The 15,837-nt window shown below is 72.0% G+C and carries 17 protein-coding genes; 9 read left to right on the top strand and 8 right to left on the bottom strand.

Annotated features, from left to right (window positions below):
- Positions 1 to 65 precede the first annotated feature (65 nt).
- The 3 genes from hemG to ACIBX3_RS07390 all read left to right on the top strand — a co-directional run bounded on the left by hemG (position 66) and on the right by ACIBX3_RS07390 (position 3,260).
- On the top strand, positions 66 to 1,469 hold the full coding sequence (gene hemG / locus ACIBX3_RS07400) for a protoporphyrinogen oxidase (RefSeq protein WP_397114134.1): 1,404 nt from the start codon (positions 66 to 68) through the stop codon (positions 1,467 to 1,469).
- A gap of 5 nt (positions 1,470 to 1,474) precedes the next feature.
- A complete protein-coding gene (hemQ, locus tag ACIBX3_RS07395; protein ID WP_397114132.1) occupies positions 1,475 to 2,176 on the top strand; it encodes a hydrogen peroxide-dependent heme synthase in 702 nt (233 codons plus the stop codon).
- Between the two features lie 283 nt (positions 2,177 to 2,459).
- Positions 2,460 to 3,260 (top strand): hypothetical protein, encoded by an 801-nt coding sequence (locus tag ACIBX3_RS07390; protein ID WP_397114131.1) that lies wholly within the window; start codon positions 2,460 to 2,462, stop codon positions 3,258 to 3,260.
- 163 nt (positions 3,261 to 3,423) lie between these two features.
- Here ACIBX3_RS07390 and msrB read toward each other — a convergent pair whose 3' ends face one another.
- Positions 3,424 to 3,825, bottom strand: a complete 402-nt coding sequence (gene msrB / locus ACIBX3_RS07385; protein WP_397114129.1) for a peptide-methionine (R)-S-oxide reductase MsrB — start codon at positions 3,823 to 3,825, stop codon at positions 3,424 to 3,426.
- Between the two features lie 432 nt (positions 3,826 to 4,257).
- Here msrB and ligD point away from each other — a divergent pair, with 432 nt between their 5' ends.
- A complete protein-coding gene (gene ligD, locus ACIBX3_RS07380) occupies positions 4,258 to 5,268 on the top strand; it encodes a non-homologous end-joining DNA ligase (protein ID WP_397114127.1) in 1,011 nt (336 codons plus the stop codon).
- A gap of 30 nt (positions 5,269 to 5,298) precedes the next feature.
- Here ligD and ACIBX3_RS07375 read toward each other — a convergent pair whose 3' ends face one another.
- Positions 5,299 to 6,111, bottom strand: coding sequence for an MBL fold metallo-hydrolase (locus ACIBX3_RS07375; RefSeq protein WP_397114125.1), 813 nt, complete (start codon positions 6,109 to 6,111; stop codon positions 5,299 to 5,301).
- Positions 6,112 to 6,118: 7 nt separating this feature from the next.
- Positions 6,119 to 6,313: a hypothetical protein gene (locus ACIBX3_RS07370; RefSeq protein WP_397114123.1), complete on the bottom strand. Its 195-nt coding sequence runs from the start codon at positions 6,311 to 6,313 to the stop codon at positions 6,119 to 6,121.
- Positions 6,314 to 6,477: 164 nt separating this feature from the next.
- Between ACIBX3_RS07370 and ACIBX3_RS07365 the strand changes: the two genes are divergently transcribed.
- A complete protein-coding gene (locus ACIBX3_RS07365) occupies positions 6,478 to 6,945 on the top strand; it encodes a hypothetical protein (RefSeq protein WP_397114121.1) in 468 nt (155 codons plus the stop codon).
- 1 nt (position 6,946) lies between these two features.
- Positions 6,947 to 7,609, top strand: coding sequence for a class F sortase (locus ACIBX3_RS07360; RefSeq protein WP_397114119.1), 663 nt, complete (start codon positions 6,947 to 6,949; stop codon positions 7,607 to 7,609).
- On the opposite strand, the gene ACIBX3_RS07355 is transcribed toward ACIBX3_RS07360, so the two are convergent.
- The 3 genes from ACIBX3_RS07355 to ACIBX3_RS07345 form a co-directional block, all read right to left on the bottom strand.
- Positions 7,610 to 9,727 (bottom strand): acyl-CoA dehydrogenase family protein, encoded by a 2,118-nt coding sequence (locus ACIBX3_RS07355; protein WP_397114117.1) that lies wholly within the window; start codon positions 9,725 to 9,727, stop codon positions 7,610 to 7,612.
- A 10-nt stretch (positions 9,728 to 9,737) separates the two neighbouring features.
- A complete protein-coding gene (locus ACIBX3_RS07350; protein WP_397114115.1) occupies positions 9,738 to 10,733 on the bottom strand; it encodes a saccharopine dehydrogenase NADP-binding domain-containing protein in 996 nt (331 codons plus the stop codon).
- A gap of 87 nt (positions 10,734 to 10,820) precedes the next feature.
- A complete protein-coding gene (locus ACIBX3_RS07345; protein ID WP_397114113.1) occupies positions 10,821 to 11,435 on the bottom strand; it encodes a helix-turn-helix domain-containing protein in 615 nt (204 codons plus the stop codon).
- A 338-nt stretch (positions 11,436 to 11,773) separates the two neighbouring features.
- On the opposite strand from ACIBX3_RS07345, the gene ACIBX3_RS07340 reads away from it, so the two are divergent.
- The 3 genes from ACIBX3_RS07340 to ACIBX3_RS07330 all read left to right on the top strand — a co-directional run bounded on the left by ACIBX3_RS07340 (position 11,774) and on the right by ACIBX3_RS07330 (position 13,463).
- Positions 11,774 to 12,142 (top strand): RNHCP domain-containing protein, encoded by a 369-nt coding sequence (locus ACIBX3_RS07340; protein WP_397114111.1) that lies wholly within the window; start codon positions 11,774 to 11,776, stop codon positions 12,140 to 12,142.
- 1 nt (position 12,143) lies between these two features.
- A complete protein-coding gene (locus ACIBX3_RS07335) occupies positions 12,144 to 12,545 on the top strand; it encodes an RNHCP domain-containing protein (RefSeq protein WP_397114109.1) in 402 nt (133 codons plus the stop codon).
- A gap of 69 nt (positions 12,546 to 12,614) precedes the next feature.
- Positions 12,615 to 13,463 carry an alpha/beta fold hydrolase gene (locus ACIBX3_RS07330; RefSeq protein WP_397114995.1) on the top strand — a complete coding sequence of 283 codons (849 nt, stop codon included), beginning with the start codon at positions 12,615 to 12,617 and terminating at the stop codon, positions 13,461 to 13,463.
- 24 nt (positions 13,464 to 13,487) lie between these two features.
- Here the strand turns inward: ACIBX3_RS07330 and ACIBX3_RS07325 are convergent, their stop codons facing one another.
- Positions 13,488 to 14,363 (bottom strand): tetratricopeptide repeat protein, encoded by an 876-nt coding sequence (locus tag ACIBX3_RS07325; protein ID WP_397114107.1) that lies wholly within the window; start codon positions 14,361 to 14,363, stop codon positions 13,488 to 13,490.
- Positions 14,364 to 14,382: 19 nt separating this feature from the next.
- Complete coding sequence (locus ACIBX3_RS07320) at positions 14,383 to 15,816, bottom strand: aldehyde dehydrogenase family protein (RefSeq protein ID WP_397114105.1); 1,434 nt, start codon at positions 15,814 to 15,816, stop codon at positions 14,383 to 14,385.
- Positions 15,817 to 15,837 lie beyond the last annotated feature (21 nt).

The raw sequence follows: 15,837 nt of genomic DNA, 5'->3' as shown, positions 1-15,837 counted from the left end.
CTCCCTCGCGGCCGTCACGGCCCCGCGCGGCTGGCCGAGCCGATGAGGCGGTAGCGTCTGGAGGCGTGGAAGGGAACAGGGCGCACGTCGTCGTGGTCGGCGGAGGGATCTCCGGTCTCGCCGCCGCTTGGTACCTCCGCCAGGGCGCGGACGAGCGGGTCAAGGTCACGGTGCTGGAGGCGAGCCCGCGCATCGGCGGCAAGCTGCACGCCTCGGAGGTCGCCGGGGTGACCGTCGACGCCGGTGCGGAGGCCATGCTGGCCAGGCGGCCCGAGGGCACGGAACTGGCCAGGGCGGTCGGGCTCGGCGACGACCTGGTGTTCCCCGGCACCACGCAGTCGGCCATCTACACCAGGGGCGCGCTGCGCCCGATGCCCAAGGGCCAGGTCATGGGGGTGCCCGCCGACCTGGTGGAGCTGGCCAGGTCCGGCCTCATCTCGCCGGGCGGCCTGCTGCGCGTGCCGCTCGACCAGATCCTGCCCCCCACGCTCGTGCGCACCGACGTGTCCGTGGCCGCCTACATCCGCGCCAGGATGGGCGGCGAGGTCGTGGAGCGCCTCGTCGAGCCGCTGCTCGGCGGCGTGTACGCGGGCCGTTCCGACATGCTGTCGCTGGAGGCCACGATGCCCCGCGTGGCGGCCGTGGCCCGCTCAGAGCGCTCGCTGCTGGCCGGGGTCAGGCACCTCGTCGAGGAGACGCCCAAGGACGCCGGGCCGGTCTTCACCTCGCTGCGAGGCGGCGTCGGCGCCCTCCCCGACGCGGTCGCCAAGGCGTCGGGCGCCGACATCAGGACCGGCGTCACCGTACGCGAGCTGCTGCGGACCGAGCGGGGCTGGCGGCTGGTGACCGGTCCGGTGCCGAGGCCCGAGACCGTCGAGGCCGACGCGGTGATCGTGGCCGTCCCTGGCCCCGCCGCCGCCCGGCTGCTCAAGGCCGAGGCGCCCAAGGCGGCGGGCGAACTGGCCAGGATCGAGTACGCCAGCATGGCCATCGTCACGCTCGCGTACCCGCTGGACGCCTTCCCCGAGCCGCCCGGGCGCAGCGGCTACCTGGTGCCGCCCGTCGAGGGGCGGCCGGTCAAGGCGGTCACGTTCAGCTCGGTGAAGTGGCCCCACCTGGCCAAGGACCTGCTGATCCTGCGCTGCTCGATCGGCAGGATCGGCGAGGAGCACCTGCTCCAGCGCGACGACCCCGAGCTCGTGTCGCTGGCCATGGCCGAGATGAGTGACGTGATGGGCGTGCGCGGGCTGCCGGTCGACACCAGGGTCAGCCGCTGGGGAGGCGGGCTGCCGCAGTACAACGTGGGCCACCTGGACCGGGTGGCGCGGGTGCGCGCGGCCGTGGCCGTGCAGCCGGGGCTGGCGGTCTGCGGCGCCGCCTACGACGGCCTCGGCATCCCGGCCTGCGTCGGCACCGCCCGTACGGCGGCCGCCCGGATTCTGGACCACCTGTCCCAGCGAGGAGAATAGGCACCATGACAGAGGGAGCCCCGCGGCCCAAGGCCCGCGATCTCAACCAGGTGATCCGTTACACGATGTGGTCGGTCTTCCAGGCCACCGAGCCGTGTCCCGTCGACCGCGACGGCCTGACGGGCGAGGTCGAGGAGCTGCTGGAGCAGGCCGCCGGGAAGGACGTCGTGACCAGGGGGGTCTACGACGTGTCCGGGCTGCGGGCCGACGCCGACTTCATGTTCTGGTGGCACGCGCCCACGCCGGAGGACCTGCAGGACGTCTATGCCAGGTTCCGCCGCACCGCGCTGGGCCGGCACAGCAGGCCCGTCTGGTCGGCGATGGCGCTGCACCGGCCGGCCGAGTTCAACAAGTCGCACATCCCGGCCTTCCTCGCCGAGGAGGAGGCGCGGGCCTATGTGAGCGTCTACCCGTTCGTCCGCTCCTATGAGTGGTATCTGCTGGAGGACTCCGAGCGGCGGGCGATGCTGGCCGAGCACGGCAGGATGGCGCGCGACTATCCCGACGTGCGGGCCAACACCGTGTCCTGCTTCTCGCTCAATGACTACGAGTGGATGCTCGCGTTCGAGGCCGACGAGCTGCACCGGATCGTGGACCTGATGCGTACGCTGCGGGGCGCGCAGGCCCGCCGGCACACCCGCGTCGAGATCCCGTTCTACACCGGCGCCCGCAAGCCCGTGCGCGAGATCGTCGCCGCCCTGCCGTAGCGGGTCCTCAGCCGTAGAAGCCGGGCGCGCGGCGTCGCACGCCCGGGATCGGCTCGTAGCCGCCCCATGCCGGGCCGAGCCGCCACCAGACGCCTCCTCCGTGACCGGATCCGGGTGCTCGCCCTTGAGCCCGCCTGCCGTGGTGGCGGTGGGTGCGGCGCGAATCCGGCCCAAGTTGGCCATCCAACTGAAGTGATCTATCCCCTTTGTCACAATCAGGGAAATCCCTTGTTCGTTGGGCGCGACATGCGGTGGCACGTTCCAAGACGGCAAGGAGGGCGGGGTGGATACATCCGGTGGCAGTCCGGGGCGCAGGCGGCGCCCGGCCGGCCGGCACGCGGCGGGGCGTTCGCGGCGCGCCCGGCGTCGTCGTGCCGGGAGACGGGGTCTGGCGCTGGGAGCGCTGGCGCTGGCCGGCGGGGTGGCCGGGTTGCTGGGCGTGAACGGCGCCTTCGGCGGGGAGCCTACGGCCTCCCGGCCGGCGGCGCAGCCGGGCGCGTCGGGGCAGCAGATCCGCCCCGAGCCGGAGCAGCACGCCTCGGCGCTGCCCGGCCGGGCGGGGGCGGCCGCCCCGAAGGCGAGCGCTGAGGCCGAGGCGCGCGAGGTCCAGCAGGCCGTGCCCAAGGAGACCGAGGAGACGGCGAAGCCTGTGCCCGAGGAGACCGCCGACCCCAACGTGGTCGAGGGGGCCGCGCCGCCGGAGGAGGCGGAGCTGATGGTGCCCGGCATGGACGACACCGACGGCTACCGCGCCGACGGGCCCTCGGCGCACACGGACCGGCGGGCGGCGGAGTATTTCCGTACACGCTGGGGCCCGGACGACAAGGCGATGAAACGCCTCAAGGACATCCGCACCATCGGCGGATATTTGCGGATCTATACGGATTTGTCGGAGACGGCGCACAACTCCCGCGAGGCCATAACGCTGTGCAAGCGCGGCCTCGAATACCTGAAAGCCGCCGGCGTGGCCAGGCCCGTGGTGTTCGTGCAGGCCAGGTTCGGCGAGAACGGCAACCCGGTGCTCGCCAACATCCTCGGTCCCTCGGACCGGAGTTGCAGCGTCACCCACCCGGCGCCGGACTGAGCGGTTCATCGCACCCGTACGCGCGTCCTGGCGCACACCTCGCACCGCTGGGTCACGACGCGACCAATGGTCTCGATCGTCACCCACCGGTGGCGGAGATGGATGAACCGCACGCCCGGGTTTTACCCGTGGACAGTGACTGGTACGCGCTGTCGCCGGCCGATCACGCCTTGGGTTCGAGTCGCAGCGAGACCGAGTTGATGCAATAACGATCGTCGGTCGGAGTCGGGTAACCCTCACCGTGGAACACGTGCCCCAGATGCGACTCGCACCGCGCGCACCGCACCTCGGTCCGGGTCATCCCGTGACTGCGATCCTCGATCAGCGTCACCGCGTCGGAGTCGGACGGGGCGAAGAAGCTCGGCCACCCGCAGTGCGACTCGAACTTCGTGTCGGACCGGAACAACTCGGCCCCGCAGGCGCGGCACGAGTAGACGCCCTCGGTCTTGGTGTCGACGTACTCGCCCGTGAACGGGCGCTCGGTTCCGGCCTCCCTGAGGACGTGGAACTCCTCCGGGGAAAGCCGGGTCCGCCACTCGGCCTCGCTCTTGACGACCTTTTCCATGAGTCCAGCGTACGAGATCCGGCAAAAAGAGATCTCCACAGGGTGAAGCATCCATTCTGGGGAGAATTTGCGTCTTTGTAGGCAAGGGGGTGTCATCGCCTCCTGCCAAGGGGTGAGATCGTCCGCGGATCCCACGGAAGCGGCACAGCCCACGCCCGTGCTGGCGCCGCTGGGGATCAGCACGGCCGGCCGGGTGGCGCGCCAGCGCCCGGAACGGCGCCGGACGATCTTCAGGCCCGCCCCGTCGAGCCCTCGGTCCCGCCACCGAGGCGGCTCCGGGGCGGGCCCACCCTGTCCATGGCCTCACTGTCCATGGCCTCACTGTCCATGGCCTCACTGTCATGGCCTCACTGCGTGAGGCGGGCTCGGACGACGGCGCTCCCTCGCCTGGCGACGGCGCTCCCTCGCGTGGGAAGGAGTAGGTTCGGGGGCATGGCATCGCCGTTCATAGAGCTCGAGGTGGGGGAGCGGACCGTCAAGGTCACCAACCCCGACAAGGTGTATTTTCCGGAGATCGGCGCAACCAAGCGTGAACTGGTCGAATACTACGTGAGCGTCGGCGAGGGCGCCTTGCGGGCGCTCAGGGACCGGCCGACCAACATCAAGCGCCACCCCGACGGCGTGCAGACCGAGGCGATCTACCAGAAGCGGATGCCGCCGAAGCACCCCGAGTGGCTCCAGTCCGTCACTGTCACCTTCCCCAGCGGCCGGACGGCGCAGTCCCTCCGGGTCACCGAGGTGGCCGCGCTCGCCTACTGCGCCAACCTGGGCACCATCGACTTCCACCCCTGGCAGGTGCGGGCCGCCGACGTCGAGCATCCCGACGAGTTGCGCGTCGACCTGGACCCGCAGCCCGGCCTGGAGTTCGACGCGGCGCGCAAGGCCGCCTTCCTCACCAGGGAGGTGCTGGGCGAGCTGGGGATGGACGGGTTCGTGAAGACCTCGGGCAACCGCGGCGTGCACATCGCCGTGCGCATCGAGCCGCGCTGGGACTTCATCGAGGTCCGCCACGCCGGCATCGCCCTGGCCAGGGCGGTCGAGGAGCGTGACCCGAGCCTGGTGACGACGGCGTGGTGGAAGGAGGAGCGGGGGGAGCGGGTCTTCATCGACTTCAACCAGAACGCCCGCGACCGCACGGTGGCCAGCGCCTACTCCATCAGGGCCAAGCCGCACGCGCCCGTCTCGACGCCGCTGACCTGGGACGAGCTGGCGGACGCCGATCCGCGCGACTTCGACATCCGCACGGTGCCCGCCCGCTTCGCCGAGGTGGGCGACGTGCACGCGGCCATCGACGACCGGCCGTACTCGATCGAGCCCCTTCTGGAGCTCTACGCCAAGGACGAGCGCGGGGACATGCCCTATCCGCCCAACTACCCGAAGATGCCTGGGGAGCCGATGCGCGTCCAGCCGAGCCGCGCCAGGAACGTGCCGCCCGGCCAGTAGCGGCGCGTCCCGGAGTGCCGCCTCGGCGGATCAGTGGCGGACGAGGCGGTGCGGTGCCAGTTCCCGGGTCTCGCCCCTGTCCAGGTAAACCACCCGGTCGGCCAGGCCGGCCCGCTCGACGTGGTTCCGGAAGTCATCGAGCGGAGAGCTGAAGACGGCGTAGTCGTCGTAGTGCACCGGCACGACGGTACGCGGGTTGATCAGATCCACCCAGGAGGCTCCCTGCTCGCCGTCCATCGTGACGAGCAGGAAGCCGAACAACCTGGTGCCGCCCAGGTGGACGATGGCCAGGTCGATCTCGGGGAAGCGGATCGGGATGGCGTCCAGCCGGCGGTCGAGCAGGGTGTCGCCGCTGATGTGCAGGCGCAGCTCCACGCGCTCGTCCCGGTTGCAGAACTCCACCATCGTGCCGATCACGGGCGGCAGCAGCGCCTCCGCCGGGCCCGGCGCGTGCCTGGCGGGCAGCGCGGTGATGATCACACTGCCCTGAGGGCCGTGCAGCTCGTGCTGCTCGAACTTCTCCAGCCCCACGCTCCGGCGGAACCCCCAGCGGCGCAGGCTGCGGGCCGCCGCGGTGGTGGTGACGATCGGCGTCTCCCTGTCCAGGCCGCGGCGGGCGACCCGGTCCCAGTGGTCGCCGTGCATATGGGACAGCACCACCGCGTCCAGCGCCGGCAACTCCTCGATCTCGACGGCGGGGTCGCGCAGGCGGCGCGAGCTCATGCCGTAGCCCAGGTACGCCCGCTGGCCCCGGTGCAGGAAGTTGGGATCCGTCAGCAGCGTGAAGCCGTTGTAGCGGATCAGTGTGGTGGCGTTCCCGATGTACTGCAGGCTTCCCCTCACGTCGCGCTCACCCGGGGTGCTTCGGCTGCTGTTCGGGTGGCACTCCGCCGCCCTTGCCGCCGCCTTTGCGGCCCTTGTCGGTTCCGTGCGGGCGGGCGGCGCGCTTGGCCGCCTTCTTGGTCTCGCGTACGGCGTCCGCGGACTTGGAATCGGTCACCGCCTTGCCTGATCTCCGCAGTTCAGGCTGTTGTGGATTGCTCATTTGGATTTTCCCCCCTCTGGGGGTAACCCCTGCCACGACGGCCCGAACCCAAACCCTCCGTATCCGTCTGTTTCACTTCGGTCACTTTACTTGACTCTCGGTCCAATAGTTCGCAAGGCTCTCTGGAACATCGGGGGCGACAACCGACGGATTCGGGAGCCTCAATGGCAAGAGTGCGACGTCTCGCGGCCGCGGGAGCGGTGACGGCCTTCATGGTCGGCGGAGTCAGCCTGGCGACGGGCATCGGCACCGCCTCCGCCCAATCGGGCCCTCAAGTGCCGGGTGCTTTACCCACATGCCTTCTTCCCCTGCCGATCCTCTGCGACGACAGCCCCTTGCCAGGCCTCCCCACGCCCGGCGACGGCGAGTCGAGCGAGCCCCATGAGTCCCGGCCGGGCGAAGCCGAGCCGGAGGAGCCCTGGCCCTCCGCACCTGGCCCCGAGGAGTCCCAGGATCCGTGGCGGCCGGCGGGCGAGCACGAGCACAGGGTGCCGAAGGGCCATCCGGAGACCGGCGGGGGCGGGCTCGCGCCGGACGGCGCGGTGTGGCCGTTCGCGCTGGGCGGGGTCGCGCTGCTGACCGGGGCCGGCCTGACCGGGTTCGCGGTACGGCGCCGCGAGCGTGCCGTCTAGGGTGGCGCGGGTCCCAGGGAACCGGCTGGTCCTGGCCCTGGCGGGCGTGGTCACCTTGGGCGGGGTGAGCTTGATCGGGCTCGGGCTGAGCGGCATCGTGGGCGGCGAGCCCGAGGCGGCGCCGGTCGCGACCGTACGCCGGGAGCCGGCACCGGTCACCGGCCTGCCGCTCACCAAGGTCGCCAAGCCCATGCGGGCGGCCCGGCCCACGGCCGTCTACATCCCGTCCATCGGCGTGTCCGCCCCGCTCATGGAGCTGGGTCTGGACGCGGGCGGCGGCATCCAGAACCCGCCGCTCGACTCCCCGAACCTGGCCGGCTGGTACCGCTACGGCCCCGTCCCCGGCCAGCGCGGCGCCGCCGTGATCACCGGGCATCTCGACACCAGGAGCGGACCGGCCGTCTTCGCCCGCCTCAAGGACGTCAAGCGCGGCGACCAGGTGCAGGTGCTGCGTGCCGACCGCTCCGTGGCCGTCTTCGTGGTCGACAAGGTCGAGCACACGCCGAAGGCGCGCTTCCCCGCCAAGAAGGTGTACGGCAAGCTCGCCTACCCGGGTCTGCGGCTGGTGACCTGCGGCGGGGCGTTCGACCGGCAGGCGCACAGCTACCGCGAGAACACGATCGTGTACGCGCACCTGGCGGCCCCGTACTATCCCAAGAGCTGATCACGGATCCCGCGGCAGCCCCAGCGCCCGCTCGGCGATGACGTTGAGCTGCACCTCCGTGGTGCCGCCACCGATCGTGAACGCGCGAGTGGTGAGAATCATGCGGTTCCAGTACGAGTCCGCCGGGGCCAGGGACCAGCAGAACTCCGAGATCGCCTGCGCGTGCCGCATGCCGAGCAGCTTGCGGACGCTGGAGGCGGCGCCAGGGTCGGCGCCGGACAACTGGGAGAGCGTCACGCGCAGGCCGAGCGCCGAGATCGCCTGGCCCTCCGCCCACAGGCGTCCCGCCTGCTCGCGCTGCGCCTGCCGGAGCGGGGGCAGGCGGGCGACGAGCGCGACCATGTCGGTGTGCCGCGAGCCGGGTCCCCAGGAGTCGCCGAGCGCGACGCGTTCGTGGGACAGCGTGTCGCGGGCCACCCGCCAGCCCTGATCGACCTCGCCGACGACCAGGTTGTCCGGTACGAAGACGTCGTCCAGGAACACCTCGTTGAAGATCTCGTCCCCGTTGATCTCCTTGAGCGGCCTGATCGTGATGCCGGGGGATGACATGTCCACCAGGAAGTACGAGATGCCGTGGTGCTTCGGCTTTCCAGGAGAGGTGCGGGCGAGGCAGATGCCCCAATGGGCGTACTGCGCCAGAGACGTCCACACTTTCTGGCCGCTCAGCGACCAGCCGCCCTCCACCTTCACGGCCTTCGTCGCCAGCCCGGCCAGGTCGGAGCCCGCGCCGGGCTCGCTGAACAGCTGGCACCACACGATCTCGCCGGCGAACGTTCCCGGCAGGAAACGTTCCTGCTGCTCGCGGGTGCCGTACGTGACGATGGAGGGGACCGCCCAGGCCGCGATGCCGAGGTTCGGGCGTTCGAGGTCGCGGAACTCCTGGTGGATGATCACCTGTTCGAGCGGAGAGGCGTCCCTGCCCCAGGGCCTGGGCAGGTACGGCATGATCCAGCCCTCTCTGGCGAACCGGGCCCGCCTGGCCGCGGGCTCCCCGGCCCGCAGCGACTCCGCCTCCGCCTTGATCGCGTCCCTGAGCGGTGCGGCCTCCTCCGGGAGATCCGGCTCCATCGCCCGCCGCGTGCCGGCCACCGCCAGCCCGGCCACCTCCTCGGCCCAGGGGCCCGGGTCGCCGGCCAGCATGCGGTCGGACAGGGCGCGGCGGTAGTAGCGGTGGGCGTCGTGCTCGAAGGTGTAGCCGATGCCGCCCAGCACCTGGATCGTGTCCGCCGCACACCGCACCGCCGCATCGGGCCCCAGCACCGCCGCCACGGCCACGGCCAGCCGCGTCTCGTCAGGCAGCGACCCGTCACCGGCGACGGGCGCGCTCGCGCCGAGGGCTCTGGCGGCGTCCCAGACGGCGGCGCGGGCCTGCTCCAACGCCACCAAGGCGGCGGCCACCCGGTGCTTGACGCCCTGGAACTGCCCGATCGGGCGGCCGAACTGCTCGCGTACCTTCGCGTAGCGGGCCGCCGTCGCGACCGCCCACGCCGCGACCCCGCACGCGTCCGCGCCGAGCAGCACCGCGGCGATCTCCCGTACCGGCGCGCCGACGAACATCCGGCCGGCGGGGAGGGGACGGCACGGTGTCACGGAGCAGAGCGCCCGGTCGGGATCGACACCCTCGACGGGCTCGGCGGTGACGTCGTCCCGGTCGAGCACCGCCCACGCGCCGCCGCCCACCGGCAGGAGGAAGAGACCGGCGCCGGCCGAGCCCAGGGCGAGAGCCGCGGCACTGATCGGCGGCCCATCGCCCCCGGCCGGCGCGCCGGCGGAGGCCGGATCGGCGGCGAGCGGAAGGGCGGTGGGGAGGGCCACGGTCGCGGTCATGGAGCCGTCGGCGAGGGCGGCGATCAGGTGCCCCCAAGGGCCGCCGGAGCGGGCGAGGGCGGCCGACGCCAGCACGGTCGGCAGGTAGGGGCCCGGCACGCGCCGCTCGGCCAGGGCCTCCAGTGCGACGCACAACTCCAGCAGCCCGTACCCCTGCCCGCCCCGCTCCTCGCCCAGATGCAGCCCCAGCAGGCCCTGCCCTGCCAGGGCCGCGTGGTCCGCACTCCGCTCCGCCTGCCCGCGTACGGAGACGGCCAGTGCCTGGTGTTCCTCGGTCAGCCCGATGCCCATGAATCCGAATCTAGAAGCTCATTCGGTCGATCTCCAGTGCGTCCTCCACGACAAGCCCCAGGTCCTCCGGAATGGACGCCAAGGCAGGAAGCTGGTCGAGGTGGTGCACCCCCGGCGGAAGGCCGCCACCGAGCAGGGCGCGGGTCACGTGGGCGGCCACGAGAGCGGTGTAGCGGCTCTGCGCGCGCCCCGCCAGCGCGTAGGCCACGTGCTTGCCGCCCAGGTAGGCGTCCGCGCGTACGGCGAACCGGTCGTCGCCCAGGTGGACCCGGGAGAGCACGCCCGTAAGCGCCCGCCGCACCCCCGCGTGGCGTGCGGCCCTCCGCATCGCGAACAAGGCGCCGGTGAGCGGCGCCGAGTCCAGGCACAGCCGGGTCGTCACCAGCGGCACGCCCAGCGTACGGCGCAGGCTGTGCTGGTCGGAGAAGGGAAACGGGTGGGCGGTCCGCGCCCCGAAACCCGGCAGGGCCACCCGCAGCGGCGAGCCCTCCGCGTGGGCGGCCAGCTGGGCGACCGTCCACCGCACGGCGTCGGCGCCGTGACGCTCGCCCGCCCCGAGCAGCACGGTCAGATCGATCCGCTCCGCGCCGCCGAGCACGTCGCAGGCGCGGCGGGCCAGCAGGTTCGTCAGGCCGGGGGCCACGCCGACGCTGAGCACCGCGGTCGCGTTCGCCGGCTCCAGCTCCTCCACCTGGGCGAGCAGGGCGTCGGACGCGCCCACGTCGACCAGGTGCACGCCCCGGCTCAGGCAGAGCCGCGCGATCGTCGCGTCGGGCGGCTCCACGCACAACACGACCACGCCGATGGCGTGCTCCTCCAGCACGCGCGCGAACCCGGCGGCGTCGGCGACGTCCACCCGGGCGGCCCCGCCTCCCGCCGCCCCGAGCGTGCCGGCCAGCCGCGCGGCCCTGGCCAGGTCGCGGCCCGCGGGAACGACCCGCCCGGGAAACCACCCCGCCACGGTCTCGACGACGTGGACCCCGACGGCGCCGTACCCGCCTGCCACCAGAACCTTCGCCGGACCCGCGGCGCTGAACCGATCAGGCGTGGAAGAGGCTGAAGTCACGCTCCACAAAACCACTAGAGCGTCACTTCAGTCAACAAGAAGTTGCCGTACGAGCGAGTCGGCGGCCCACCGCTCCCAGTCGTCCCGGCTCCAGCCGCGCTCGTGGACGAGCAGGTGGTAGCACTCCGGGGCGAGGGTGGCCAGCATGGTCTCGGCGGCCCTGGCGGGGTTGGCGCGCAGGGCGGCCTTGGCGGCCAGCGCCCCCGCGAAGACCGTCAGCACCGTGTGCCGTTGCGCGATGTTGGTCCGCCACAGCCCGGCGATGTCCGGGTCCACGGCCGCCGCTGAGCGGACCACCTCCAGGACCGGCACCACCCGCGCGTGAATCCGCGCCGTGCCCGTGACCAGCAGCTCGATCAGCTCCGTCGGCGGCGCCGCGAGGGCCTCGGCCACCCAGGGGCGCTCCAGGGTGGCGACCGGCGCGGTGTCGCCCGCCACCTCCGCGTCCAGCAGCTCCGACAGGACGGCCCGTTTGGTGGCGAACGTGAAGTACATCGTCTGCACGGCCACGCCGGCCTCGTCCGCGATGGACCGCATGGTCGTGGCGGTGTAGCCGCGCGCCACGAACAACGACCTGGCCGCCGCCAGCATCCGCGCCCGCGTGGCCGCCGCCTTCGCCGCCCGCACCCCGTTCTTCGCCATCGCCACCCTTTCTTTTGACTAAAGCGACACTTTAGTCAAGAAAACCATTGGTGGCACGCCGGTCCGTGCCGTTACCCTCGCACGTGACCGGATCGAACGAGGGGACCATGCGCTCCCCTGAAGGAGTGGATTTATGTCTGGCACCGAGCCCCGTGCGCCTCGAGGTTCCGCCGGCGATCCCCGCTTCCGATAGCGTCACATCGACCATCGTGAAGCATCACCCCTGACAGGCCGGACCGCCTGCGGCACCAGCGTGCCCGCGTCCCATCACGTGGCCCGCTCGGCGCACTCTCCCTTGCTGTGTTCATCACATTCGTTTTCGGCAAGGAGTTCCCAGGTTGTCCACCAACGGCAAACCTCGTTCCATCGTCAACACCGAGACCTTCCCGTGCGTACGCTGCGGCCTGACCGTGACGGCGACCGCACCGGACGGCACGCGCCGCAACCACTGCCCGAGCTGCCTGCACTCGCAGCACGTGCTCGACCGGGTGGAGGGCGGCCCGTCGGAGTGCCGGTCGCGGATGATCCCGATCTCGATCGCGGTCCTCCGCACCGGCGACTGGATGATCATCCATCGCTGCACCCGGTGCGGTGAGCTGACGTCCAACCCCATCAGCGGGGACGACAACCAGCTCATCCTCATGCGCATGGCGGTACGCCCGCTCGCGCAGCCGCCGTTCCCGCTCGAGGCGTTCGGCGATCTGTGACATGCCCAGGAGGAAACCAGGCCAGGACAGGCCGCAACGGCGCAAGAACGCCCATCACCGGGAACCCGTGGACGCGTTCCGCTGCGTCGGGTGCCGGCTGGACGTGCCGATGGCCGCGCCCGGCACCGCGCATCGCAACCACTGCCCGCACTGCCTGACCAGCATGCACGTCGACCACCGCGTTCCGGGGGATCGGCGGGCGGGCTGCCGGGGCCGGATGGCGGCGTTCAGCGTCACCGTCCGGCCGGACGGGGAGTGGCTGATCATCCACCACTGCCAGTCCTGCGGCGGGCTCAGCGCCAACCGCATCGCGGGCGACGACAACGCGCTGGCGCTGCTCCGCATCGCCATCCGCCCGCTGTCCGACAGCCGCCTGCCGGTCAGCGCCCTGCTCGCCCTCTGACACCAGGGTCCGGCCGGTCCCGGCCGGACCCTGGTATGTCCGGTTCACGGTCATTAGGCTCGCCGCGTGATGAAGGAGCATGATCTAAGGCTCGGCGACGGCCGGACGCTGCACGTCTACGACAAGGGGCCGGACGGCGCCGACGAGCGGCTGGTCGTCTTCTGGCACCACGGCACGCCCAACATCGGCACGCCCCCGGAGCCCCTGTTCCCGGTCTCCGGCCGCCTGGGCATCCGCTGGGTGTCGTACGACCGCCCCGGCTACGGCGCTTCCACCCCGGTCCCCGGCCGCGACCTGGCCGCGACCGCCGCCGACGTCCCGCGGGTCGCCGACGCGCTGGGCATCGCCAGGTTCGCCGTCATGGGGCATTCCGGCGGCGGCTCGTACGCGCTGGCCTGCGCCGCCCTGTTCCCGGACCGGGTGCGGGCCGCGGTGAGCGTGGCGGGCATCGCCCCGTACGGCGCGGAGGGGCTCGACTGGTTCGCGGGCATGTCGCGTTCCGGTGAGGCGTCGCTGCGGGCCGCCGTGGCGGGCCGCGCGGCGAAGGAGCGGCACGAGGCGACGGCCGAGTACGACCCGGAGATGTTCGCCCCGGAGGATCATGCGGCGTTCGAGGGCGGGTGGTCCTGGTTCGGCGGCGTCGTCGGCCCCGCCCTCGCGGACGGCCCCGGCGGGCTGATCGGCGACGACCTCGCCTACGTCGTCCCCTGGGGCTGCGACCCCGCCGACGTGACCGCGCCGGTGCTGCTCCTGCACGGCGAGCGGGACCGCGTCGTGCCCAGCTCGCACGGCGAGTGGCTGGCCCGCCGCTGCCCTCGGGCCGAGCTCCGGCTTTATCCGGACGACGGGCACATCTCGGTCCTCCACGCGGCCGCGGACGCCCTGGACTGGCTCCACGCGAACGCCGGGGCCGCGTAGGAAGGTTGTTCACACCCTGGTGCCTCAGTCGCCGAACTCCAGGTGGAGGGCCTGGGTGAAGTCGGCCACCGCCTCCTCGTGGCGCTCCATCTCCTGGTAGATCTCGCCCCGCACCCGGTACGCCCAGATGTATTCGGGGTCGAGCTCGATCGCCCCGTCCAGGTCACGCAGCGCCGCCTCGTTGTCGCCCAGCTCGCTCAGCACCGCGCCCCGGCTCCCCAGCGCCCGGTCGTTGCCCGGGTCGAGGTCCAGGGCGCGGTTCAGGTCGGCCAGCGCGTCCTCGTAGCGGTCCATCATGCGCAGGGCCTCGCCTCGCCTGCTGAGGGCCCGCACGTGCTCGGGGTCGAGCTCCAGGGCCTTCGTGTAGTCGTCGATCGCCTCGGCGTACAGGTGCAGGCGCTGGTACAGGTCGCCCCGGGCCACCCAGGAGTACGCCAGCTCGCCGTTCAAGGCGATGATCTTGGCGTGCTCGTCCAGGGCCTCGTCCAGCCGGTCCAGGTCCACCAGGGCGTCCGCCTTGGCCTCCAGGATCCACAAGGAGTCGGGGGAGAGGGTGAGGGCGTGGTCGAAGTCGGCCATGGCGTCCTCCAGGCGCCCCATCGCGGCATAGGTCTGGCCGCGTGAGCCCAGGGCGTACGCGCTGTCCGGCTCCAGTTTCAGCGCCTCGTCGAAGTCCTCCAGTGCGGCGTCGTACCGCTCGATCACGCGGTGGCTCTCCCCGCGCAGCCGCCAGGCGCGGGCGTTGTCCGGCACCAGGGCGATCGACTCCGTCAGGTCCGCGATCGCGGCCTCGTGCCGCGACAGGGCGATGTACGATTCGGCGCGGCTGCGCAGCACCGACGCCCTCGACTGGGCGGCCGCCTCGGACAGCCCTGCGCGGTCCTTGATCCCCTCGCTCATGAGGCGTAAATCTATCCGACTAGATCTGGATAATGGCCGCCTTTTCGCGGGTGAACTCGAGCACCGAGTCGTGGCCGTACCCGCTGTCCTTGACGCCGCCGAACGGCAGCCCCGGCGGCATCTGGCGGAAGGTGTTCACCCACACGGTGCCGCTCTGGAGGTCCCGGACGAAACGGTGCGCGCGGCCCAGGTCGCGGGTCCAGACACCGGCCGCCAGCCCGTACGGGGAGTCGTTGGCGATCTCCAGGGCCTCCTCGTCCGTCTCGAACGGCAGCGCCACCGCCACCGGCCCGAAGATCTCCTCCTGGCACACGCGCAGCGAGTTGTCCTCCGTCGTGTAGAGGGTCGGCTCGACCCAGTAGCCGCCCGGCAGGTGGGGCACCACGTCGGCGCCGGTGCGGCCGCCGAAGACCGGCCTGGCGCCCTCCTTCTCGGCCAGCTCCAGGTACGAGGTCACGCGCTCGAACTGCCCGGCCGACACGATCGGCCCCATCGTGGTACGCAGGTCCTGCGGGTCGTCCAGCACCAGGCCCGCGCAGACGTCCTTGATCCGGCCGAGCATGCCGGCCCAGATCGAGCGGTGGATGAGGATGCGGGAGCCGGCCACGCACACCTGCCCGGCGTTGCCGGTGTAGATGGAGTTCACGGTGACGCCCTGCGCGGCCGCGTCCAGGTCGGCGTCAGGGAAGACGATGTTGGGCGACTTGCCGCCCAGCTCGAAGATCATGGGCTTGAGCGCGTCCGCGGACGCCCGGGTGATCGCCTGGCCGGTGACGGTCGAGCCGGTGAGGGTGATCTTGCCGACGTCGCGGTGCCGTACGAGCGTGTCCCCGACCGCTTCTCCCATGCCGCTGACGATGTTGAGCACCCCGGGCGGGAGCACCCCGGCCAGCAGCTCGCCCAGCCGCAGCACCGACGCGCTCGCCTGCTCGGCCGGCTTGACGATCACCGTGTTGCCGGCCGCCAGCGCGTATGCGGCCTTCGCCGAGAACGTCGAGATCGGGGAGTTCCACGGGATGATGCAGACCACCACGCCGTACGGCTCCCGCCGCGTCAGCCCCAGCGCGTCCGGCCCGAGGATGACGGTGTCACCCTTGACCGCGTCCAGGCACTGCCCGGCGGCCAGCTGCCACAGGAACGCCATTCCCGGCAGGTCCTTCTTCAGCGTGTCCCGCAGGATCCGGCCGTTGTCGCGCGTCTCCAGCTTGGCCAGCTCCTCGGCGTGCCGGCCGAAGACCTCCGACACCTTCCGCAGGTAATGCGCCCTGGCCAGGGCGGGCAGCGCCGACCAGGCGGGGAACGCCGCGCGCGCCGCCGTCACGGCCGCCTCGGCCTCGGCGGGGCCGCTCGCCGGAACCCGTGTCCACACCTCACCGGTGGAAGGGTCGATCGAGTCCATCGTCCGGGCCGCGGCGATCAGCTCGCCGCCGATGAGATTGCGATACTCAGGCACGACACCAAGCATATGCTTGCT

It is taken from the genome of Nonomuraea sp. NPDC049480, from assembly GCF_044465905.1.
In the GTDB taxonomy this organism is placed as follows: domain Bacteria; phylum Actinomycetota; class Actinomycetes; order Streptosporangiales; family Streptosporangiaceae; genus Nonomuraea.
This window is presented reverse-complemented; position numbering and strand designations above follow the sequence as displayed.